General features: G+C 67.6%; 20 protein-coding genes. 12 read left to right on the top strand and 8 right to left on the bottom strand.

Going from position 1 to position 21,064, the window contains the following annotated elements:
- Positions 1-23: 23 nt before the first annotated feature.
- Both AB2U09_RS17540 and AB2U09_RS17535 read right to left on the bottom strand, forming a co-directional pair.
- Positions 24-302, bottom strand: a complete 279-nt coding sequence (locus AB2U09_RS17540) for a hypothetical protein (RefSeq protein WP_459194024.1) — start codon at positions 300-302, stop codon at positions 24-26.
- Between the two features lie 77 nt (positions 303-379).
- The gene (locus tag AB2U09_RS17535; protein ID WP_459194023.1) at positions 380-1,156 is read right to left on the bottom strand and encodes a fumarylacetoacetate hydrolase family protein; all 777 of its coding nucleotides are present in this window, start codon (positions 1,154-1,156) and stop codon (positions 380-382) included.
- Between the two features lie 125 nt (positions 1,157-1,281).
- On the opposite strand from AB2U09_RS17535, the gene AB2U09_RS17530 reads away from it, so the two are divergent.
- The 7 genes from AB2U09_RS17530 (at position 1,282) to AB2U09_RS17500 (ending at position 8,940) form a co-directional block, all read left to right on the top strand.
- Positions 1,282-2,085, top strand: a complete 804-nt coding sequence (locus tag AB2U09_RS17530) for a prephenate dehydrogenase/arogenate dehydrogenase family protein (protein ID WP_459194022.1) — start codon at positions 1,282-1,284, stop codon at positions 2,083-2,085.
- Entirely contained in the window at positions 2,082-3,560 is a 1,479-nt protein-coding gene (locus AB2U09_RS17525; RefSeq protein WP_459194021.1) for a small ribosomal subunit Rsm22 family protein, read from the top strand. The genes AB2U09_RS17530 and AB2U09_RS17525 overlap by 4 nt, the downstream gene beginning before the upstream one ends.
- 517 nt (positions 3,561-4,077) lie before the next feature.
- The gene (surE, locus tag AB2U09_RS17520) at positions 4,078-4,869 is read left to right on the top strand and encodes a 5'/3'-nucleotidase SurE (protein ID WP_459194020.1); all 792 of its coding nucleotides are present in this window, start codon (positions 4,078-4,080) and stop codon (positions 4,867-4,869) included.
- A gap of 88 nt (positions 4,870-4,957) precedes the next feature.
- The gene (locus AB2U09_RS17515) at positions 4,958-6,391 is read left to right on the top strand and encodes a hypothetical protein (RefSeq protein ID WP_459194019.1); all 1,434 of its coding nucleotides are present in this window, start codon (positions 4,958-4,960) and stop codon (positions 6,389-6,391) included.
- An 80-nt stretch (positions 6,392-6,471) separates the two neighbouring features.
- A complete protein-coding gene (locus AB2U09_RS17510) occupies positions 6,472-7,284 on the top strand; it encodes an AAC(3) family N-acetyltransferase (RefSeq protein ID WP_459194018.1) in 813 nt (270 codons plus the stop codon).
- Positions 7,285-7,373: 89 nt separating this feature from the next.
- The gene (locus tag AB2U09_RS17505; protein ID WP_459194017.1) at positions 7,374-8,159 is read left to right on the top strand and encodes an NAD(P)H-hydrate dehydratase; all 786 of its coding nucleotides are present in this window, start codon (positions 7,374-7,376) and stop codon (positions 8,157-8,159) included.
- A 100-nt stretch (positions 8,160-8,259) separates the two neighbouring features.
- Complete coding sequence (locus AB2U09_RS17500) at positions 8,260-8,940, top strand: carbonic anhydrase (RefSeq protein WP_459194016.1); 681 nt, start codon at positions 8,260-8,262, stop codon at positions 8,938-8,940.
- A 27-nt stretch (positions 8,941-8,967) separates the two neighbouring features.
- Here the strand turns inward: AB2U09_RS17500 and AB2U09_RS17495 are convergent, their stop codons facing one another.
- The 5 genes from AB2U09_RS17495 to AB2U09_RS17475 all read right to left on the bottom strand — a co-directional run bounded on the left by AB2U09_RS17495 (position 8,968) and on the right by AB2U09_RS17475 (position 14,988).
- Positions 8,968-11,385 (bottom strand): DUF2309 domain-containing protein, encoded by a 2,418-nt coding sequence (locus tag AB2U09_RS17495; RefSeq protein ID WP_459194015.1) that lies wholly within the window; start codon positions 11,383-11,385, stop codon positions 8,968-8,970.
- Entirely contained in the window at positions 11,375-12,862 is a 1,488-nt protein-coding gene (locus AB2U09_RS17490) for a proton-conducting transporter transmembrane domain-containing protein (RefSeq protein ID WP_459194014.1), read from the bottom strand. Before AB2U09_RS17490 ends, AB2U09_RS17495 begins: the two co-directional genes overlap by 11 nt.
- Before the next feature lie 367 nt (positions 12,863-13,229).
- A complete protein-coding gene (locus tag AB2U09_RS17485; RefSeq protein WP_459194013.1) occupies positions 13,230-13,706 on the bottom strand; it encodes an Lrp/AsnC family transcriptional regulator in 477 nt (158 codons plus the stop codon).
- Between the two features lie 128 nt (positions 13,707-13,834).
- A complete protein-coding gene (locus tag AB2U09_RS17480; RefSeq protein ID WP_459194012.1) occupies positions 13,835-14,137 on the bottom strand; it encodes a chorismate mutase in 303 nt (100 codons plus the stop codon).
- A complete protein-coding gene (locus AB2U09_RS17475; protein ID WP_459194011.1) occupies positions 14,134-14,988 on the bottom strand; it encodes a shikimate kinase in 855 nt (284 codons plus the stop codon). The genes AB2U09_RS17480 and AB2U09_RS17475 overlap by 4 nt, the downstream gene beginning before the upstream one ends.
- 132 nt (positions 14,989-15,120) lie before the next feature.
- Here AB2U09_RS17475 and AB2U09_RS17470 point away from each other — a divergent pair, with 132 nt between their 5' ends.
- Positions 15,121-15,549, top strand: coding sequence for a DUF5796 family protein (locus AB2U09_RS17470; RefSeq protein ID WP_459194010.1), 429 nt, complete (start codon positions 15,121-15,123; stop codon positions 15,547-15,549).
- A gap of 50 nt (positions 15,550-15,599) precedes the next feature.
- On the opposite strand, the gene AB2U09_RS17465 is transcribed toward AB2U09_RS17470, so the two are convergent.
- On the bottom strand, positions 15,600-15,734 hold the full coding sequence (locus tag AB2U09_RS17465; protein WP_268895806.1) for a DUF7128 family protein: 135 nt from the start codon (positions 15,732-15,734) through the stop codon (positions 15,600-15,602).
- A gap of 421 nt (positions 15,735-16,155) precedes the next feature.
- Here AB2U09_RS17465 and AB2U09_RS17460 point away from each other — a divergent pair, with 421 nt between their 5' ends.
- From AB2U09_RS17460 to AB2U09_RS17445, 4 genes are all read left to right on the top strand, one after another.
- The gene (locus AB2U09_RS17460) at positions 16,156-16,464 is read left to right on the top strand and encodes a DUF7344 domain-containing protein (RefSeq protein WP_459194009.1); all 309 of its coding nucleotides are present in this window, start codon (positions 16,156-16,158) and stop codon (positions 16,462-16,464) included.
- A 292-nt stretch (positions 16,465-16,756) separates the two neighbouring features.
- Positions 16,757-17,587 (top strand): TrmB family transcriptional regulator, encoded by an 831-nt coding sequence (locus AB2U09_RS17455; protein WP_459194008.1) that lies wholly within the window; start codon positions 16,757-16,759, stop codon positions 17,585-17,587.
- Between the two features lie 170 nt (positions 17,588-17,757).
- Entirely contained in the window at positions 17,758-19,941 is a 2,184-nt protein-coding gene (locus AB2U09_RS17450; RefSeq protein ID WP_459194007.1) for an AAA family ATPase, read from the top strand.
- Between the two features lie 238 nt (positions 19,942-20,179).
- On the top strand, positions 20,180-21,040 hold the full coding sequence (locus AB2U09_RS17445) for a hypothetical protein (RefSeq protein ID WP_459194006.1): 861 nt from the start codon (positions 20,180-20,182) through the stop codon (positions 21,038-21,040).
- The last annotated feature ends 24 nt before the right edge of the window (positions 21,041-21,064 follow it).

Below are 21,064 nucleotides of genomic sequence, written 5' to 3'. Positions count from 1 at the left end.
CTGCACCGCCGGCCCGACCCAGTTCAGCAGGGCGTTATTTCGTCGCCGCTCACTCGCGTCTCGTTCTCGGCGGTGACGCGGTAGACGGCCTCCGAGGCGTCGTCGGCCTCGTCGGTTTCGGTCCCGTAGGAGTACGGATGTTTGACTTCCACGTAGGTCCCGTCGCCGGTCCGATTGATGATCGAAGTCTCTTCCTCGACGACCGGACTGTACGTGTCCCAGCTCTCGACGCACGAGGCGTTCTCGAACTGCGCGGTGAGGTACGCCTCCTCGGCGTCGAGCGCCCGCTTTTCGGCGTTCATATTCGACAGACAACCGGCTGTCGAGGCGAGCAGCAGACAAGCGCAGAGAAGTATCACCGACCTGTGCCGACCGGTCATTACTCGGGGACTCGGACCGAGTGTCGCAGCGTCCCGACGTCTTCGATCTCGATCTCTACTTCGTCGCCGTCGGAGAGCGGGCCGACCCCTTCAGGCGTCCCGGTGGCGATGACGTCGCCCGGTTCGAGGGTCATGTAGCTCGTGATCTCCTCGATGAGTTCCGGGATGGAGAAGATCATCCGGTCGATGGTCGACGACTGGCGGGTCTCGCCGTTGACGCGGGCCTCGATAGTCGCGTCGTCGGCGAGGTGCTCGGGCGTGGCGATGACGGGGCCGATCGGCGCGGCGCTGTCGAAGGCTTTGCCGCGGACCCAGTTCTGCTCGACGTCCTGATCGTCGCGGTTCGAGAGGTCGTTGAAGCAGGTGTAGCCGGCGATGACGTCCTCGGCGGTGACGGCGGGGACGTTCCGGCACTGCTCGCCGATGACGACGCCGAGTTCGGCCTCGTACTCGACGCGCTCCTTGCCCGCCGGGAGCGTGACGGTGCTGCCGTGGGTCGCGACGGTGTTGGGCGTCTTGATGAACAGCAGGGGGCGGTCGGGGACCTCCTCGTCGCGTTCGTCGGCGTGGTCGGCGTAGTTGCGGCCCACGCAGATGATCTTCGTCGGTTCGCAGGGCGCGAGGATGTCGACCTCCTCGGGGTCGAACGTTTCGTCGCCGAACGCGATGCGCCCGTACGGACCCGCGGCTGCGGTCACGACGTCCTCCCCGTCTCTGGTCGTCCACCGACCCCCGCGTACGTTGCCGGCGGAATCGCGAAAGCGGACGCGTCTCATGGGTCGGACATCTCGGGGCCGACTGATAAGCGTTTTCAGACTGCGAAGGATTGGCACACCGCCGGACCCGGCGGGGACAGCGGTGACCGAACGGCTTTTGGAAGGCGGCACAGTAGCCTCGCCGCATGAACCTGCTCGTGGTCGGCGCCGGTGAGATGGGGCGCTGGTTCGCCCGCACGCTCGCCGCTGGAACGCCCGACCCGCCGTCGATCGCCTTCACCGACGCCGACCCGAGCGTCGCCCGCGAGGCGGCTGACTCCGTCGAGGATTTCTCGGCCCGGGCAGTCCCGACGGACACCGACGAGACGTTCGACGCGGTCGCCATCGCCGTGCCGATCCCCGCCGTCGAGTCGGCGGTCGAGAGCTACGCCGACCGGGCCGACCGCGCGCTGGTGGACGTGACCGGTGTCATGCGGCAAGCCGTCGACGCGATGGAAGCGGCCGGGCCCGACCTCGAACGGGTGAGTTTCCACCCGCTGTTCGCCGCCGCGAACGCTCCCGGGAACGTCGCGGTCGTCGCCGACGCACCGGGGCCGATCACCGACGAGATCCGGGCGGCGCTGGCCGAGGCCGGGAACGACTGCTTCGAGACGACGGCGCGCGAGCACGACCGCGCGATGGAGACCGTACAGGCCCGCGCCCACGCGGCCGTGCTGGCGTTCGGCCTCGCTGCCGAGCCGGTCGCCGACGAGTTCCAGACGCCGGTCTCCGCGGCGCTGTTCGACGTGCTGGAGACGGTGACCGGCAACGACGCCGGCGTCTACGCCGACGTGCAGGCCGCCTTCGACGGTGCCGAGAGCGTCGCCGCGGCGGCGCGGGAGATCGCCGACGCCGACAGCGAGCGCTTCGCGGAACTGTATCGAGACGCCGACGTGGAAGCTCCGCCGGCGATGGACGACGCGCCCGACTCGCCAGAGGAGTCCCAATGAACGGCGACCAGCGCGAACAGGTGCGCTCGAACGCGAAGTACCTCCGGGAAGTCCGGCCGATCGACCCCGACGAGATCCACGAGTACGTCGACGGCCAGCCCCATCCCGCGGCAGTCAAGCAGGTGCTCCGGGAGTCCGCCGTCGGCCTCGGCCTCGTCGAGCGCGAGGACGGTACCTTCGAACCCGTCGACGAGGAGCCGCTCTCGACGGTGTTCCACGGCGTCGAGTCGTTCCCGACCGAGTACGGCCGCGTGCTCGAAGACCTCCTCGTCGAGCGCTACGGTGCGGGCTGGCCCGACGGCGACTCCGGTGACCGCCTGCGCGAGCGGATCCGCGCGATCAAGGACGACTACTACCACCAGCGCGACGTCGAGTACGACGGCGAGACGGCGCTCGCCTACGGGGTCTACCACCTGCCGGACTACTACGCCGTCGCCCAGTACGTCCTCGCGGAGTTGATCGCCGACGGGCTCGTCCCGAAGCGACTCCGCGTGCTCGACGTGGGTGCCGGCGTCGGCGGCCCGGCGCTCGGGCTGTCCGACCTCGTCCCCGAGGACGCGCTGGTGGACTACCACGCCGTCGAGCCGAGCGACGCCGCCCACGTGCTGGAGGCGATGCTCGACGGGAGCGGCCGGAACTTCCACACGACGACCCACCGTGAGACCGCCGAGTCGTTCGACCCCACAGCGTGGATTGCGGGGGAAGGGGAAGCCGGCAGCAACGAAGATGAGCGGGCGGGCTTCGACCTGATCCTCTTCTCGAACGTGCTGAGCGAACTCGGCGACCCCGAGGCAGTCGTCAGGCGATACGCCGACGCGCTCGCTCCCGAGGGGACCATCGTCGGGCTGGCGCCGGCGGACCGAAACACCGCCATCGGCCTCCGCGAGGTCGAACGGGCGGTCGCCGACCGCGGACCGCTCACTATCTACGGACCCACCGTCCGGCTCTGGCCGGGCGTGACGCCCGACGACGACTGCTGGTCGTTCGACGTGAAGCCCGACGTCGAGGTCCCCCCCTTCCAGCGTCGCCTCGATGAGGGCGACCCCGGCGAATCGGGGCTCGACGGCCCCGAGCGCCGGGACGGCGAGTTCGTCAACGTCGACGTGCAGTACGCCTACACGTTCCTCCGGCGCGACGGTCGCAGACGGGTGGACTTCACACCGGACGACTCTCGCGTCGCCCGCCTCGCCGACAGCGACGACCACGTTACTGACCGGATGAACTACTACGCCGCGAAGCTCAGCCACGACCTCTCCGAGGGGGGCAACGACCTGTTCCGGATCGGCGACGGCAGCCAGCAGGTCGACCACTTCGCGGTGCTGACCGAGGAGTCGATGCTCAACGCCGACCTGCGCACCGCCGACTACGGCGACGTACTCTCCTTCGAGAACGTCCTCGTCCTCTGGAACGACGACGAGCAAGCCTACAACCTCGTCGTCGACGGCGAGACCGTGGTCGACCGCGTCCCGTTCTGAGACTGGTCGACTAACCGAGATGGCGCGCTGTCGCGAGTCTTGTCTTCCTCGTGAGCGACGCGAACGAGGGTCAGCGAGAGCTTCGCTTTCGCCAGACGCGACGGCATCGTGCGAGGGATGACTGAGCGAGCACTGCGAGCGAAGGAATCGGCTGGGGAGGCGTGTGGCCGTCTGCGGTGGCTGTTCGGGGTGGTCGCTGTTACGGTCGTAGTTCCTGGCGGACTGGAAGGGCGAGGCGGGCTCGCGCCGGTAGTCGCCTGAGCGGGCACTATCCGCGCGGGCGGTGCCGAGAGCGCGGATATCCCGCCTCAGCGACCGCGAGCCCGCCGAGGGCTTTCATCGCCTGCTGGTCCCTGCGGTCGCGGTCTCAGTTACTGCTAGCGAGTGTGCCGAGAACGTTCTACCCTCAGCGGACACTGCAGTAGCGATTCCGAATACTACTAGCAAGGAGACTCCAACAGAAACATCTACTTTCGAGGGTCGGTGCGCTTTTGCCCGTACCGGCGACAGGAGGGGTATGGACGAGCCGTCGATCCTCCTGACGAACGACGACGGGATCGAGAGCGCGGGCTTGCGCGCGCTCTACGACACGCTCACGGACCTCGGCGACGTGACGGTGGTCGCCCCTGCTGAGGACCAGAGCGCCGTCGGGCGGTCGCTCTCGCACGACGTGACCGTCCGCGAGCACGACCTCGGGTACGCCATCGAGGGGACGCCCGCGGACTGCACCGTCGCCGGGCTGGGGACGCTCGCGCCCGACACGGACATCGTGGTCGCCGGGTGCAACCAGGGAGCTAATCTCGGGTCGTACGTCCTCGGCCGGTCGGGGACCGTCTCCGCCGCCGTCGAGGCGACGTTCTTCGACGTGCCCGCTATCTCGGTCTCGATGTACATTCCGGTCCGCGACGACGCGGCCTACGAGGACGTGCAGGTCGACCCCGACAGCTACGCGGAGGCGGCGCGCGCGACGGAGTTCCTCGTCGAGCACACACCGGAGACGGGCGTCTTCGACGAGGCGGACTACCTCAACGTCAACGCGCCGGTCGCCGAGTGGGGGCCGGCGGGGATGCAGGTCACCGTCCCGTCCGACGTCTACCAGATGACCGCGACCCGCGACGAGAGCGCGATCCAGTTGCACGACCGCATCTGGGAGCAGATGGCGGAGGGCGACATCCCCGACCCCGAGGGCAGCGACCGCCGGGCGGTCGTCGACGGCGACGTGAGCGTCTCGCCGCTGACCGCGCCGCACACCACCGAACACCACGAGGAACTCGACGCGCTGGCCGAGGCGTTCGAGGACGGCGCCTGAGGCCGTCGGCGGCCGTCTCGATCGACCGTAACGCCTACCTTCCGTGCAGGAGACACCCGAGACGAACCGCCCTCCAGCGGTCTCCACGATGAAACGGACAGTAGCCACCGTCGGCGTCGCCGCCCTCCTCCTGCTGGCCGGCTGCGGAAGCCTCCTCGGCGGGCAGGACACGGCGACGCCGGCACAGACCGACGTATCAACCGACGAACCGACAGCGACGAGCGACGAAGCGACCGACGCGGGCGAGACTGCTACCGACTCGCCCACGCCGACGGCGACCCCCACCGAGACGGCGTCGCCGACCGCGAGTCCGACGCCGACCGAGACACCGACAGACACGGCGACGGCGACTGACACGGCAACCAGCACGCCGACCGAAACGCCGACGGCGACCGCGACGCAGACGCCGACGGCGAGCCCCAACGACTCCGAGGCGCCGGACGTGGCCCTCCGCGGTGGGAACCTCTCCGTCGACGAGGACGCCGTCTACGCGAACGTGCAGGAGTTGCTCGGCACGGACGTCGAGCCGCCGACGGTGTACGTCCGCGAGGAGATGCCGGGCCTCGAACGCTACAACGACCAGCTCGCCGCCCAGCCGTTCTACCAGACGTTCGGGTACGGCTCGGAGTTCGTGAACACGAGCGTCTACCACGGGAAGACCAGCCGGAACGGGGTCGTTGTGATGCCGAAGAACGCGAGCGAGCGCCAGCTCGAGACGATGCTGGCCCACGAGTACGTCCACTGGATGCAGTTCCACAGCGACGTGGCCGACACCACCGGCTTCGACGAGTTCGTCGACGACACCGACTCCAATCAGGTCGCCGCCGGCCTCGTCGAGGGCGCCTCCGTCTACGTCACCGACGAGTACGTCGACCAGTACATGAACACCTCGTGGAACCAGACCCAGGAGCTGCGCGAGCAGTACAAGGAGGGGCCGGCCGGTCGCCGGCTGTTCCGCGCGCGATACCTCTACGGCTCCCAGTACATCCACTCGCAGGTCGACAGCCCGCGGAACGTCTCCTGGCTCTACGACGAGTCGACGCCGACGCCGGTCACGTCCGAACAGCTGATCCACGGGTACACGCCCAGCGAGGAACCGGAACGGAACCTCACGCTCGCGGTCAACACGAGCGAGACGTGGACTGACATCTCGAACCACTACGACACGCAAGGCGAGGTCGTCGTCCGGACGATGCTGCGCGCGGAGCTGAACCGCTCGATGGCGTCGACCGCCGCGCAAGGCTGGGGCAGCGACCACATCGCGCGCCTGCAACACGCCGACAACCAGAGCAAACGCGGCTTCGCGTGGGCACTTCGATGGGACAACTCCAGCGAAGCCGACGAGTTCGCGGCCGCCTTCGAAGACTGGCAGGCCGAGCAACCGACGAGCGGCGAGACGGCCTACCGGCTCGTCCGCGTCGACTCCCAGACCGTCGCGGTCTTCGCCGGGGACGAGGCATTCGTCGGGAACGCGACCGCGTCGGGATCGAACACAGCGGTGCAGGTCGCGACCGCCGGCTGACCGGCGAGTTTCGACGTTTCTCCGCGTTCTCGTCACCGTCGTCGCGCAACACTCAACTTCGCGCTGCCCGAAGGCGGGCCATGGGCGAACACGCAGCCGTCGACAGCGTCGACGAGCCGGTGACGGTGTCGTCGATGGTCGACGACCTCCGCGACCTGGGCGTCGAGGCCGGCGACACGCTGCTGGTCCACTCCTCGCTGAGCGCCCTCGGGTGGGTCTGCGGCGACGCGCAGGCGGTCGTCGACGCGCTCCGCGAGGCCGTGACCGAGCGCGGAACCCTCGTCGTCCCGACGCACACCGGCCAGTACACCGACCCGCGGCTGTGGTCGAACCCCCCGGTCCCCGAGGGCTGGATAGAGACGATCCACGAGGAGCGGCCGCCGTACCGACCGGAGAGCACCCCTTCGCGGGCAGTGGGCGTGATCCCCGAGTGCTTCCGCGGCTATCCGGACACGGTCAGGAGCCGCCACCCGACGTTCTCGTTCGCGGCGTGGGGCGCCGACGCCGAGGCGATCGTCGCCGACCACCACTACGACTACGGGCTGGGCGAGCGCTCGCCGCTCGCGCGCATCTACGAGCGCGACGGTGACGTGTTGATGCTCGGGACGGGGTACGGCACGAACACCTCGTTGCACCTCGCCGAGTACCGCGGCGAGTTCCCGAAAGACACCGTCAGGAACGACGCGCCGGTGGTCGAGAACGGTGAGACCGTCCGCATCGAATACGAGGACTTCGCGACCGACACTTCCGACTTCGAGGACGTCGGCGCCGCCTTCGAGACCGAACGCGAGGACGCCGTCGAGCGCGGGACCGTCGGCGCCGCCGACTCGCGGCTGGTCAGCCAGCCGGCGCTCGTGGACTTCGCCGTCGAGTGGTTCGACGCCAACCGCTGAGGGCGAGAGCGCCACTGAGGCGGGAGATTTCTCGGGCCGCGCTCGTCTGCCGGCCGTGCACTGTTGAGTGCGCGGATCCAACCGGGTGCATGGATCAGCTCCTGGCGAAGCTCGACAGCGGTCCGGACGCCGACAAGGGAGACAGCGGGCGCCTCGGCATCGTCGGGGGGAGCATCGAGTTCGCCGGCCCGCCGGCGCTCGCCGGGCTGGCGTCGCTCAGGACCGGGACGGACGTGACGAAGGTCCTCACCTCCGAGGCCGCTATCGAGGTCGTCGCGGGCTTCTCGCCGAACGTGCTCACGAACCGGTTCACCGGCGACGTGCTCACCGCCGACTCCGTCAGCAAGGTGCTGACGCTCGCCGAGTGGAGCGACGCGCTCGTGGTCGGCCCCGGACTGGAGTCGCCCCACCCGGACGCGATCCGGGAGATTGTCGATCAGACCGACGTGCCGACCGTGGTCGACGCGACGGCGATCGAGCAGGCGCTGGGCGCGGACTTCGATGGGACGGTCCTCACGCCCGACTCCGCGGAAGTCGACCGCATCGAGGACGAACACGGCTCGCTCGACGAGTTCGTCCAGTCGACGGGGGCCGTCGTCGTCTCGAAGGGCGCCGAGGACGTCATCTACGACGGCGAGGACCGCTTCGTCAACGACGAGGGGACGCCCGCGATGACCGTCGCCGGGACCGGCGACACGCTGGCCGGCGTCGTGGGCTCGCTGCTCGGACAGGGCCTCGGTCTGGTCGAGGCCGCGCGGCTCGCCCCGTGGATCGTCGGCCGTGCCGGCGAGCTCGCGGCCGACGAGTACGGGACGGGCATCGTCGCGACCGACCTGATCGAGCGGATCCCCGCGGCCGTCGACAGCGGTCGGTGACGGCGACAGGGACAGCCACAGGGCTCTATCGGTACCCCGTCTCCGAGCGGATACCGGGCCCAGCGAAGAAGTGAACAGTGCCGGCTGTGACCACACGAGTATGAACGAGACGGTCGTCGAACTCCTCGACGGGAACGCCGCCCACGCGGAGGCGTTCGCGGACCGCTTCGACGACGTCCAGGAGACCCAGCGGCCGGCGGCGGTCACGGTGTGCTGTTCGGACTCGCGGGTGCTCCAGGACCAGATGTGGGGAAACGAACAGCCGGGGCACCTGTTCACCGTCGGCAACATCGGCAATCGCGTCGTCCAGCGGGCCGCGGCCGGCGAACAGGTCTCCGACGACGTGCTCTATCCGATCGCCCACGCCGGCACCGAGACGGCCGTCGTCGTCGGCCACACCGGCTGCGGCGCCGTGACTGGGACGTATCAGGCGCTGAGCGACGAGCGCTCGGAACCCCCGGGGATCGAACACTCCCTGAGCCTGCTGAAACCGCACCTCGGCCCGGGCGTCGACGCGCTTCCCGACGGGATCGACGACGAAGAGGCCGTCAACCGCCTCGTCGAGTACAACGTCGACCGGCAGATCGAACTGCTGGTCGAGAGCGAACGCGTCCCCGAATCGGTCGATCTGGTCGGTGCGATCTACGACTTTCAGGACGTCTACGACGGCAAGCGCGGCGAGATCCACGTGGTCAACGTCGACGGGGAGCGGCGCGTCGACACGCTCCGCGAGGCCCACCCCGAGGTCGCCTCGCGGATCGACCGCCTGTGGGAGTATTGACTTCGGTCGGGAAATTTCGCGGCCCGGTCAGTGAGTGACAGGCGCCGCGAGTCGCGGCTCCCACTCCAGGTCGCCCTGGTAGTGGAATACCTCGTTGTCCCGATCCGGAGCCACCACGGCGAGCGACAGCCAGCCGTTGTCGAACAGTTTCCGGACCTCCTCGTGCTCGCTGAGGATTTCGGTGACCCGCTCGACCGGCGCGTGGATCACCGCCGTGAGCCGGAGCGGCTGGTGGTACGGCCGTTCGCTGTCTACCTTGAGGGACTGGAGCGGGAGCCCGGTCATCAGGTCGCCGCCGTTGCCCTGGACGACGCCGACGTTCCCGCGGGGATTCTGCGTGACCTTCGAGCCGCTGCCGTAGACGGCGTTGTCGACGGTCGCGAAGTAGTACTGGCTGTTGATCCACTGGGTGACCACGAGCGGACCGGTCATGATCGCCTCTAAGGCCTCCCCGTCGGAGTCGGCCGTCCAGTCGTATGAGTGCAGGAACGCCCGCCCGTCCAGATCCTGCTCCGCCGTCAACTCGCGGGGACCGATGACGAACGAGGCGTTGCCCGCCAGCCCCCACTCCGGCCGGGTCTCGGCCCAGTCGGCCGTCCGGCGCTCGGTCTCGCGGACGCCGTCGGCGGGGTCGCTGCCGGGCAGTGACTCGGCGCGTTCAGACGCGGCGCGCTCGCGAGCCTCGGCGAGGTCCTCGCGGAGGCGTTCGAGGTCGTCCCGGGGGCTCTCCGGGACGTGACCGTCGAACAGCGTGATCTCGTCGGTGGTCGTGTTGTGCTCCCCGGCGAGGAATACGGTGTCTTCGGGGACGTCGAACCCGCGGTCACGGAGGACCGCTCGGACGTCCTCGTCGTTGCAGATAGTCGCGAGCACGCGGGCGTTCGGGCCGCCGGGGTTGCCGGCGCAGGCGCCGCAGTCGAGGCTCGAATCGAACGGGTTGTTCGCCGTCTCGCTCGCGTGGCCGGTGAAGACGACCAACCGGGCGAACTCCTCCCAGCCCATGAGTTCGAAGGCCGTCTCGGCGTACTCGACCTTCGCTTCGAGGGTCATCCCCTGCGGGAGGTCGCCGTCGGCGTCGGCCGCGTCGCGGCGGTCGACGGTGGGCGTGCAGAACGCCCCGGGCGAGGGGACGCGGTCGTCGACGGCGTTCGAGAGGTCGGAGACGGCCGACGGGGCCAGCGTCCGCGCCGCCATCGCCGCGCCGTAGGCGCTCCCGCCGCCCTCGACGAACGTGAACGCCGCGGCGACGTTGGTCTTCAGTTCCTTGAGGTGTTTGCGGCCAGCGGAGACCAGCGTCCGCCAGCTATCGTGGGTCTCCCTGTGGTCGTGACAGTCAGACTGGGGGCGATCGGCGACGCGGTGTTGCGGGTCGACGATCGGGGGGCAGGCGTCGACGGCGACGTCGCTGTCGTACGTCTGGTAGCGCACGGGGACGCCGAAGAAGCCCGCGTAGCCGTGGGTTTCGTACGGGCCGACGGCCTCGACGTGCCGGCGGATGACCTCCGAGCGGGTGTCGATGCAGAAGACGAGCTGTGCGGCCGGCCGCTCGTCGTCGCCCGCTTCGGCGGGATCCGTGACGGTCCGGTCGATATCGTCGAGGAGGCGAGCGCGGTAGCTCTTCTCCCACGCGGTCAGCCAGATCTCGGGCAGCGGGACGTCGTCGATCGCGCCGGACTGCTGGTTGCCCCCGGTGTCGACGTCCTCATCGGGTTCGACGGGCGCGTCGAACAGGTCGGCCAGCGTCAGGCGCACGGCGAGGAACTCCAGCAGCGTGATCGGGTACTCGTCCTGCCACGGGTCGGCGTCGGCGCCCGCCCGCTGCTTGACGAAGCCGGTCCATCCGGGGAGGGCGGCGAGGTGGTGCTCGAAGATGTCCTCCCAGCGCCCCTGCGGGTACTCCGAGAGGGCCGCTTCGATCGCCGCGACCGGCTTCTCCGGCAGGTCGGACGGGTCCTCGCAGCCGGGAATCTCGTCGTCGTAGGGCGCGAGGTCGCGCCAGGCGGCGTAGAAGCCCTGATCGCGGCCGGGCATCGACCACTCGGACTGTCCCTGGTCGAGGAACGCGGCGAGCCACTTCGAGAGGACGCGGTCGACGGTCTCCGCGGCGTCGTCGGTCTCCGTGTCGTCCTCGCGCGCCGCCTCGGCCGCCTCCATCTCGTCGAGGAGGGTCTCGGGGTCGTCGGAGACGCCGTGGGCGTCGAGTTCGGCGGCCAGCACGTCGGGGTCGATCTGGCCGCGCTCCCAGGCGCGGCGGAAGACCGACGGGTGCGGGTAGCCGCGGCCGTCGAACAGTCGCTCGGCGTCCTCCACGGCGCGGTGGAACGGTTCGTCCTCGAACCCCGCGAGGGGGTTGGCCGTGACGAACGAGTGCAGCGGCCAGACCGAACCGACGGTCTCGGCCGCGCGGTCGATGCTGTCGGCGATGGTGTCCCGTTCAAGCGTCATCGTAGTCCTCCGTGCTGGTGAGGATCGTGTCCGGATGCGGCTGCGAGGCGTTCAGCAGCGCGACGTAGAGCCGCTTGCTGGCGCGGTGCCAGCCGAACTCCGTCGCGGCGTACGCGAGGACGAACAGGGCGACGACCCCGAGGTGGACGACGGTCAGGTCGGTCGGCGCCGCGGTCATCGGAACGTCCGCCAGCGCCGCGGAGATCGCCTCGAACACCGCGGCGTAGGTCCCGATCGCGGTCAGGGCGACGAGCGGAAGGCCGAGCAGTCTGAGCGGGGCCGAGAGGGACGAGCGGCGGACGACGTCGCGGGTCGCGTGCATCGTCGTCAGGACGACGACGGCGGTGAGGACGAGTCCGCTGTCGGGTTTCGTCCCCTTCCCGGTGAGGACGGCGAACAGAACGCCCCCGGCGAGTGCGGTGAGCAGGCCGACGGCGATGCCCGCGGGGGTCGGCGACGAGTGCTTCGAACTATCGGGTGCCGTCTGTTCGACGGCGCTGCCGGACGAGAGGAACAGGTAGGCCTTGTAGAAGCCGTGCAGGACGAGGTGCGTGACGGCCGCGGCGAAGAAGCCGAGCCCGCACTGGAGGATCATAAAGCCCATCTGGGCGACCGTCGAGGCGCCGAGTTCCCGCTTGACGTCGGTCTGAATGAGTATGAGCGCCTGTCCGAACAGGGCGCTCACCGCGCCGACGACGACGATTCCCAGCATGACGGCCGTCTCGCTGGTGACCAGCGGCGCGAAGCGGGTCAGCAGGATGCCGCCCGCGTTGACGAAGCCGGCGTGCATCAGCGCCGAGGCCGGCGTCGGCGCCGTCATCGACGACAGCAGCCAGCGATGGAAGGGGACGAGCGCCGACTGGATCACCGCCGCAAGGACGAGACAACTGACGGCGGCGAGTGCCGTCGTCTGCGGGACGGTCTCGACCTGGTCGAGGATTCCCGAGATGGACGTCGACCCGGTACTCCAGACGAGGACGGCGAGGCCGACGGTGAGCAGGGTAGCGCTCGCGAGGAAGTACCGACGAGCGCATCTGGCGGCGGCCTGGGCCTGATCCCAGCCGCGGACGTGGCCGACGAGCGAGGCCATGACGAGCCCCATCGCCAGCCACGCCGCGGCCAACAGCGCGACGTGGTCTGCCGCGGTCATCGCCATGACGGCGAGGGTGAATCCGAAGATACGGACGAAGAAGCCGTCGAGATGGCTATCGCCGGCCATGTAGCGCCGGGAGTAGCTGTGGATGATACCGCTGAAGAAGGTGACCACGACCCAGGCGACCGCGGTCAGTCCGTCGACGACGAACACTCCGGCGACTCCCCGCTCTCCGCCGCCCGCTACTGAGAGCCCGAGGACCCCCACTGCGAGGAGAAAGAGAGCCCAGACCGTCGCTGTCGACGCTCGCGGAATGGTCGAGTCGGAGGACGTCGCGATATCCGAGAGCTGTACGCCGTCGTTCGGTCTGGTGTGGTCAGTCATCGTCGTTCCTGCGACCGGATTGTTCGTCGCCCCCGCGTCGACGTCCGCGACGGGCGACGCACGTATCGGTCGCCTTCACGCCACTTTAGAACGAAGTGATTATTATATCCTTTGGATTGAACAAAGCGTTCGATTAACTCGTATGAAAGAACATTATGGTTATGGCCAGTGCGGGAGAGTGACGATCGCACTTTGACGAGCCGGTTTCCGCCAGTGACCGGTCGAGAACACCTGTCGCCCGTTATCTGCCTGAGATAGTCCGCCGCAGAACCCTATCTCGGCCACAACGATGACCGCCGGCGCCTACTACATGGCATCCCCTTCGCGAACAGTTCGGTATCAAACGCGCCGATAGGGAACAGAACGGTTATTTCTCGTCCGAGTGAGCGGTGAAGTCGTCGAACGTCGTCGACTCGTGGCTGCGGACGAGTACCTCGTCGGCGACGGTCAGTCCCATGTCGAGCAGTTCCTGTGCGACCGGCGTGATGTCGTCGTCCGCCTCGCCGACGGCCGTCACGAGGAGGTTCTGTTCACCGGTGACTAGCTCCTGAACGGAGACGACGCCGGAGATCTCCAGAATCTCGTCGATGAGGTTCCCCCGTTCCGGGATCGGGGCCGTACAGAACAGCAGCATCCGGAGCGGATAGCCGGACTTCTGGTAGTCGACCTCGGCGCTGTATCCCTTGATGATCCCCTCCGATTCCAGTCGCTGAATGCGCTTGCGCACCGTGCTCGACGAGGCGTCCGTCCGGTCGGCGATCTCGCCGGATGAGAGGTTGCGCGCGTCCTCCTGGAGGGCCGCGAGGATCTCCCGGTCGACGTCGTCGAGTTCGTACTCCACCATACCCCCCGATCCCCCCGGAGAACATAAGGAACTTCGGCCATTCGACGCGGACCACCACCGCGTCGTACGTAGTTGACGGGGCGGCGCCGACGAGCGGGATCGTCGGCTCAGCGTCTCGGCGCGATCGATTATCTGTTCTCCCGCTGCTCAACCTTGTTCAACTCGATGAGCAGGCGGAAGATCGCTTTGACGAGGTTGGAATCGACGTCGAACTGCTCGGCGTTCTCGCCGGCGCGGTCCATCACGGCCTGTTCCTGCTCCTCGTCGGTCGTGGGGAGGCCGCGTTCGTCTTTGACTTGCGCGATGGTGTCGGCGACGTAGGTGCGCTGGGCGATCAACTCGACGATCTCGCGGTCGATCGACCGGATCTCGTCGCGCAGTTCGTCGAGGCTCATCTCTTCGGCGTACTCTGTGGATTCGTCGTCGCTCATAGGATTCGTGTGCCCTCCGTTTGAGTCGTCGTCAGCCAGGTCCGTCCCTCCCGCTCGCCCCACTGCTCGCGGAGCGCCTCCAGCGCGTCGCGCTCGCCCACCGCCGTGAAGCTCGGACCGGTCCCCGACAGCGAGACGCCGTGGACGGTCGGCATCGCCTCGACGATGGGGTCGGTCGGGAACTCGAGCGCGGCGCAGAAGGCGAGCCCGTTGACGGTCATCGCGCGGCCGAACTCGCCGTCGAGGGCGAGGTCGGCGACCAGATCGGCCATCTGCCCGACGCGACGGCAACGCTCGACGTCGGCGTCAGCGGAAAAGGAACGCTCGGGCGGCGTCCAGACGAGGACCGCCCAGTCGCGCTCCTCGCGGGCGAGCAGTTCGTCTGCGTCGTTGTCGGTGACGGTGACGCCGCCGAGCATGCTCGCGCTGGCGTCGTCGAACGCACCGGTCACCGTGACGCCGGCGTCGCGGGCGGCCTGCACGCCGATGCGACAGGCGTCCTCGCGCGATATCTCGTCGGCGGCGTCGAGCGCGTCGAGCGTCGCAAGCACGGTCGCGTTGGCGGCGGCGCTCGAACTCTTCAGGCCCGAGGCCATCGGCACGTCGCTTTCGGTGCGGACGCGGCCGCCCTCACCGTCGCCGAAGCGGTCGGTGACGGCGGCGACGCACTGCTCGATCAGCGTCGTGTCGGCGTCGTCGGCTTCCGCGACACGGCCGGTAACCTCGTCGGCGTCGGCGTCGAGTTCCACCGTCGCGGTCGTGTACTCGTCGATGGCGAACGCCGACCCGGTGCCCGTCGCGAGCGCGTTCAACACCGTCCCCGCCGCGGGGGCGACAGCCTGTCCTTCCATCGTGCGTCTGTCTTCCCGGGCGGTATTTACCTCTGTGGGATTTCCGTCGGAGACCACTGAAGCGGACGATCACGGGTACCGTCGCGGGAGGGGAACGCGACGCTTTTGGGGCGCTGGCCGGAACCCACGGGTATGAGCGCACGCAACGACGTGCCGCCGGACACGCTGGGGGTCGAGTTGACCGAGGACGGCATCGTCGTCGAGTACCACGACGGTCGGGAGGCCTTCTACCGCGGCGTGCCGACAGCCGTCGAGGAGAGCGTCCGCACCGGTCCGGGCAAGGAGGTCCACGTGCTGGTCACCGACGAGACTGGAACCCAGGGCATCATGCTCTACATCAACGACCTGAACACCCACGACGACATCCTCGAGGAGACCGGCGTCGGCCGCGTCATGATCGCGGACGGCGAGGAGGAGACGCTGTTCGCGGGCGTGACCGCCCGGGCCGATGCCCACCGGGTCGAGGTCGAGGCGGACCTGTCGGTCGCCGACGGGCGTGTGTTCGTCTTCGCCGAGGACGAGCTGAGCGAGCGCAGTTACGAAATCGTCGAGAAGGCATAGCAGGCACGCCTGGTGGTCACTCCGTCGTCACGGATCTGCCCCCTTTGGACTCACTGGATGTACGACGGCTCTTCGGCGTCGCAGTTCTCCTCGTGCTGTCGCGCGTCGGACTGGTCGTCGAACATCAACCCGCAAGCTTCGCACTTGTACCAGGTCATCTCGTCGCGCTCGGTAGTCACGACCATGGTAGAGTGTGTGTCGGCAACCGGTAAAGGCGTTTCTCCGAGCTCACGGGGATATTCGGTCAGTGTGCGGACGAAAGAATGACTCCGCCCGATCAGTTGACGATGCCGACACCGACACCGGCCGCCCTCGCTCACGAGCGGACAACTCTTGCACCAGCGAACGCGTCGACACTCGAACTAGTGGCACCTGTCAGCAACTATCGGTGAAAATGTCCAGGGACTGGTAGCTGGATCCCAACAGGTACCGACCTTCCATTCGTCATCTGGATCCCATCCGGCAGATGCCTTTGTGGCCTCAGAAGGGCCCACTGCTACGACCACCCGTTACGCATCGTCTGTTCACTCAGATCCTCAAACGTCGTCTAAACTGGAAAGACTCTGGAAGTTATCTGTCGCCACACAAATATACTGTATGAGAAATATGGGCGAGACGTTCTCGTTCGATGACGCAGCAGACGTATTGGCTGCGGCTCCACGCCGCGGCCTACTGCTCGACCTATTGAAGCGCGATCCACAGACTCAGCCGTCGATCGACAGCACCGACCCAGAGAACGATACCGAACGAGCTGTCGCTCTATACCACGTCCACCTGCCGAAACTGGCCAGCTACGGCCTCATCGACTGGGACAGGGAGAGCGGATCAGTTAAACAGGGTGAGAATTTTTCCGAGATCAGGCCGCTGCTGGAGGAGTTAGACGACGACGTAAATGGCCTTCCCGCTGACTGGTGAGTGACACCTCTGTGGCGGCAGTAGCTGTGGGGACGTAGTAGTGCAACGGGCTGGACAAGTTCGAAACTCCTCTCTCGTGATGTCACTCGCGAAGCTGTGCTGAAAGGGCGCGCAGCCACAGAGAGGTTGGGACCCATTCTGACGCTGCGCGCCGCTACCTCGTAGTTGTCCATCCCCCATAATTCTATTGTGATTATCTGAGTGAACGGTGTTCAAGGAGTAACAACACCTTTCCCGGGCGATACTCTATTTAACTGCAGGCTGTCGATTGGCAGCAGAACGGTTGGGACCCATGGATGACCTTGCAAATCAGGACCGGGCAGTAGAATTGCTCCAGCAACTCGGGCTCAAAGAGTACGAGGCGAAATCGTTCGTGGCGCTTTCGCGACTACCGGCGGGAACGGCGAAAGACATCAGCGACGTTTCGGAAGTCCCTCGCACGCGCGTCTACGACGCGGCCCGGGTGTTAGAAACGAAAGGGCTCGTCGAGGTGCAGCACTCGAACCCCCAGCGATTCCGCGCCGTGTCCGTCGACGAGGCGGTGATGATCCTCCAGAACGAGTACGAAGACCGGACTGAATCGCTCCGGGAAACACTGCAGGACCTCGATCAGGCGGTGGGGACCGAAGAGACGGAGGTTACTCACGACGTCTGGGCGCTAACAGGTGACACGGCGATCACGAGTCGTACTCAGCAGCTGATCGACGAGGCCGACGAAGAGATCATCCTCGTAATCGGCCACGAAAGCGTCTTCACCGAAGAGCTCGCCGAGCGACTCGAAGCGGCTCAGCAGCGCGGGCTCAGCGTTATCATCGGGACGGTTACCGAGACGCTCCGCGAACGGATTCAGGATGCCCTTCCCGACACCGAAGTGTTCGTCTCGGAGTTGTCGTGGCTGAGTCAGTCGACACTAGCGGACGACACCACGGAGATCAGCCGATTACTACTGGTCGATCGGGAAGCGATCTTGGTGAGCACGTACCACGAAACGAATCGAGGTGGCCAGGAACACGAGCAAGCCGTGTTCGGCCGAGGCTTCCACAACGGTATCGTGGCGATTACGCGACGGATGCTGGCGACCGGACTGATTGCATCGGTCGACCCACGCGCCGAAGACCAGTAACAGGCTCCCGGCGCGGCGGACTGGAGATGGCTTTTTCTGCCCACCGTCTGTATCAGGCCGCCGTCACAGACGGCATCCTCCATTGAACGAGCGGATTCCCTGTATCGAACAACCGCTGAGCGAAAAAGGCGGTGGGGAACGGTAAAGAACGTCGGGGGGCAAGCCGGCGTATGGGAAGCGGCGACGCCATCGAAGTCTCCGTCGAGGGTGCGAACAAACGGGATGCCGGCCGCGGGATCGCGAGAGTGCCCGAGGCCGTCCGGTCCCGGCTGGGGGTACTGAGCGGCGACCCGCTCGTCATCGAGGGCGAGCGCGCGACGGTCGCAAAGGCCTGGCCCGAGAGCGGCGACGGCGCGTACATCCGCATCGACGCCGACACGCGGGCCAACGCCGGCGTGAACATCGGCGACACAGTCACTGTCCAGCAAACCTCGGTCCGTGAGGCCGACAGTCTCACCGTCCGACTCGCACAGACGGTGGGCCTCGACGACAGACAGCAGGAGGCGGCGGTCCGTCGGGCGCTGCTCGACCGGCCGCTCCGCGAGGGCGAGCAGGTCCACATCGACGGCGTCGGCGCGTTCGCCGTCTCGGGAACCGACCCCGCCGGCGCGGTGCGAGTCACCGACGAGACGGACATCACCGTGTTGCCGCCGATAAGCGGCGGGACCACGGGATCCGGCACGACGGCCGACACCGGAAGCACTACCGGAACGGGCAAACCCGGAACAAGCGGCGGGTCCGCCGGATCTGCGGGAGAGAGCGGGTCCGGGTCGACTCCCGACGAGTCGGCCTCCCGGACCGGCGTCTCCTACGAGGACATCGGCGGACTCGACGACGAACTCGATCAGGTCCGGGAGATGATCGAACTCCCCCTCTCGGAGCCCGAACTGTTTACCCGGCTCGGCATCTCGCCGCCGCGCGGCGTCCTCCTGCACGGGCCGCCCGGGACGGGGAAGACGCTCATCGCACGCGCAGTCGCCAACGAGGTCGACGCCTACTTCGACGTGATCTCCGGGCCGGAGGTCGTCTCGAAGTACAAGGGCGAGAGCGAGGAACGGCTGCGCGAGGCGTTCGCCCGCGCCGAGGAGAACGCCCCAGCCATCGTCTTCATCGACGAGATCGACGCCATCGCCGGCGAACGCGACGACGACTCGGACATGGAAAATCGCGTGGTCGCGCAACTGCTCACGCTGCTCGACGGCCTCGAAGAGCGCGGGCAGGTCATCGTCATCGGCGCGACCAACCGCGTCGACAGCATCGACCCCGCCCTCCGCAGGGGCGGCCGCTTCGACCGCGAGATCGAGATCGGCGTCCCCGACGAGACGGGGCGCCGGGAGATTCTGGACGTTCACACCCGCGGGATGCCGCTGGGCGACGACGTGGAACTCGACCGCGTGGCCGGGCGGACGCACGGGTTCGTCGGCGCCGACCTCCACACCCTGACGACCGAGGCCGCGATGCACGCGCTACGGCGGACTCGCGACGAGCCGCAGGTCACCCGGGAGGACTTCGAGGCGGCGATGCGGGCGGTCGAGCCCTCGGCGATGCGCGAGTACGTCGCCGAATCGCCGACGGTCACCTTCGAGGACGTCGGCGGCCTGGCGGAGGCGAAGTCGGCGCTCGAACAGGCCGTCGAGTGGCCGCTGGCGTACGGGCCGCTGTTCGCCGCGACCAACACCGACCCGCCCTCCGGCGTGTTGCTCCACGGCCCGCCGGGGACGGGGAAGACGCTGCTCGCCCGCGCGGCGGCGGGCGAGAGCGGCGTCAACTTCATCCGCGTCGCGGGACCGGAACTGATGGACCGCTACGTCGGCGAGAGCGAGAAGGCGGTCCGCGAGGTGTTCGACCGCGCCCGCCAGACCGCGCCGGCCATCGTCTTCTTCGACGAGATCGACGGCATCGCCGGCGGCCGGATGGACGGCAACGAGGTGACCGAGCGCGTCGTCTCGCAACTGCTGACCGAGATGGACAGCGCCGCCGAGAACCCCAACATCGTCGTCCTCGCGGCGACGAATCGACGCGACGTGCTCGACGACGCGCTCCTGCGGCCGGGCCGACTCGAACAGCACGTCGAGGTGCCGAACCCGGACGAGCACGGCCGACGCGAGATCCTCGACGTTCACGTGGAGGGCAAGCCGCTCGGCGACGACGTCGACCTCGACGAACTCGCCGCCGAGACCGCGGAACTGTCGGGCGCGCAGATCGAGTCGCTCGTCCGCGCGGCGTCGATGCGGGCCATCAGTGAGGTGGCCGCCGGCGTCGACCCCGAGGAAGCCAACGAGCGGGCGGACGACGTCGTCATCGGCGCGGACGACTTCGAGGCCGCGCTCGAACGGATCGAGTCCGCGTCGTAGCGACGAGGTGAGTCGGCCGACTTACCGACGGCGAGCGACACGATGTCGTAGAGACCAGCCGTTCTTCGTCGGCACTGGTCCGCTTCTTCAATGCTAAAGAGTCGAGTGTCGCGCTTCGAGATGGTGAGTCTCGTCTGTCCCCGCAACCAACCTCGTCGAGAAGGACGACGGGCGGGAAGATCGACCGAAATCGAATCCGGAACGGTTTCCAGTCAACTGTTTTACAAACTTATCACGAATGTCCCTCCAGAGCCGGATCAGAGCGGAACTCACGCGGCTGCCGGTAGCGGCTTTCGCCGTCGTTTCGACGGTGTATATCCTCGTGATCTCGCAGACTCGGAGCTCGTCCGTTCCGGACCGAGTGGTCGGGCTTATCGGTCCAGATATCGCCGTGCTGTACGCGGTGCGGGATCTCGCGCTGGTGATCCTCATCGGCGGGTTCCTGGTCGGTTGGTGGCGGACGACCACAACCCGGCGAGACGCCGCGTCACAGACTCCCTGGCAGACGTACGCCGACGTCGCACTCGCGGGAATCGTCGTCTCGGAATGGCTCGTCTTCCTCGCAGTTGTCCCACAGGTCCCCGAATACGCCGTTCCATCGCTGCTCCCTTCAGTCGCGTTCCTGCTGGTGGTGCCGGTCTACGCGGCGACGTGTGTCGGGGTCGGTGTCGCCACGGGGATCGTCACCTCTCGGTCGATCCGGGGGCGAGTCGCGACGCTACTCGTTCTGTTTGCGGTACTGTTCTTCCAGGCGATCGTGAACGTAGGGTACGATATCGTCACCGAAACGCCGGTGAGCACGTTCCAACCGCCGGCCGCCCCGCTGTACTTTCTGTTGCATCGCCTGAGCCCGTTTCGACTGTTGATCGCCGGGACGAACTGGATCTACGGGGTCGGTAGTTCGAGCAGTGGAGTGGCCATCACGACTCAGCAGCTCCAGCCCGACCCGGAACTGAACGAGTTTATCACGAACGCGTTCGTCGCCGAGCACACCTTCGAGACCGTCCCCTGGTTCCTCACCGGCTGGGCCGCACTGGTCGCTCTGTGTCTGTGGCTCGGTGTCTCCGTGGCCGTGATCGCGTCAGAAGCTGACGGATGATCCAGATCTAGCGGCAGCAGCCAC

The organism is Halosimplex yunnanense, assembly GCF_054504345.1.
The sequence above is the reverse complement of the archived record's forward strand: the minus strand, read 5'-3'. Positions and strand labels throughout refer to the sequence as shown.

What these genes read in the sequence shown, in the direction of transcription:
- AB2U09_RS17530 (WP_459194022.1), top strand. Translation starts at nt 1,282, where the DNA reads ATGAACCTGCTCGTGGTCGGCGCCGGTGAGATGGGGCGCTGGTTCGCC.
- AB2U09_RS17480 (WP_459194012.1), bottom strand. Translation starts at nt 14,137, where the DNA reads ATGAGCGACGACGAATCCACAGAGTACGCCGAAGAGATGAGCCTCGAC.
- AB2U09_RS17475 (WP_459194011.1), bottom strand. Translation starts at nt 14,988, where the DNA reads ATGGAAGGACAGGCTGTCGCCCCCGCGGCGGGGACGGTGTTGAACGCG.
- AB2U09_RS17490 (WP_459194014.1), bottom strand. Translation starts at nt 12,862, where the DNA reads ATGACTGACCACACCAGACCGAACGACGGCGTACAGCTCTCGGATATC.
- surE (WP_459194020.1), top strand. Translation starts at nt 4,078, where the DNA reads ATGGACGAGCCGTCGATCCTCCTGACGAACGACGACGGGATCGAGAGC.
- AB2U09_RS17540 (WP_459194024.1), bottom strand. Translation starts at nt 302, where the DNA reads ATGAACGCCGAAAAGCGGGCGCTCGACGCCGAGGAGGCGTACCTCACC.
- AB2U09_RS17465 (WP_268895806.1), bottom strand. Translation starts at nt 15,734, where the DNA reads ATGGTCGTGACTACCGAGCGCGACGAGATGACCTGGTACAAGTGCGAA.
- AB2U09_RS17450 (WP_459194007.1), top strand. Translation starts at nt 17,758, where the DNA reads ATGGGAAGCGGCGACGCCATCGAAGTCTCCGTCGAGGGTGCGAACAAA.
- AB2U09_RS17505 (WP_459194017.1), top strand. Translation starts at nt 7,374, where the DNA reads ATGGATCAGCTCCTGGCGAAGCTCGACAGCGGTCCGGACGCCGACAAG.
- AB2U09_RS17485 (WP_459194013.1), bottom strand. Translation starts at nt 13,706, where the DNA reads ATGGTGGAGTACGAACTCGACGACGTCGACCGGGAGATCCTCGCGGCC.
- AB2U09_RS17470 (WP_459194010.1), top strand. Translation starts at nt 15,121, where the DNA reads ATGAGCGCACGCAACGACGTGCCGCCGGACACGCTGGGGGTCGAGTTG.
- AB2U09_RS17455 (WP_459194008.1), top strand. Translation starts at nt 16,757, where the DNA reads ATGGATGACCTTGCAAATCAGGACCGGGCAGTAGAATTGCTCCAGCAA.
- AB2U09_RS17460 (WP_459194009.1), top strand. Translation starts at nt 16,156, where the DNA reads ATGGGCGAGACGTTCTCGTTCGATGACGCAGCAGACGTATTGGCTGCG.
- AB2U09_RS17535 (WP_459194023.1), bottom strand. Translation starts at nt 1,156, where the DNA reads ATGAGACGCGTCCGCTTTCGCGATTCCGCCGGCAACGTACGCGGGGGT.
- AB2U09_RS17500 (WP_459194016.1), top strand. Translation starts at nt 8,260, where the DNA reads ATGAACGAGACGGTCGTCGAACTCCTCGACGGGAACGCCGCCCACGCG.
- AB2U09_RS17445 (WP_459194006.1), top strand. Translation starts at nt 20,180, where the DNA reads ATGTCCCTCCAGAGCCGGATCAGAGCGGAACTCACGCGGCTGCCGGTA.
- AB2U09_RS17510 (WP_459194018.1), top strand. Translation starts at nt 6,472, where the DNA reads ATGGGCGAACACGCAGCCGTCGACAGCGTCGACGAGCCGGTGACGGTG.
- AB2U09_RS17495 (WP_459194015.1), bottom strand. Translation starts at nt 11,385, where the DNA reads ATGACGCTTGAACGGGACACCATCGCCGACAGCATCGACCGCGCGGCC.
- AB2U09_RS17515 (WP_459194019.1), top strand. Translation starts at nt 4,958, where the DNA reads ATGAAACGGACAGTAGCCACCGTCGGCGTCGCCGCCCTCCTCCTGCTG.
- AB2U09_RS17525 (WP_459194021.1), top strand. Translation starts at nt 2,082, where the DNA reads ATGAACGGCGACCAGCGCGAACAGGTGCGCTCGAACGCGAAGTACCTC.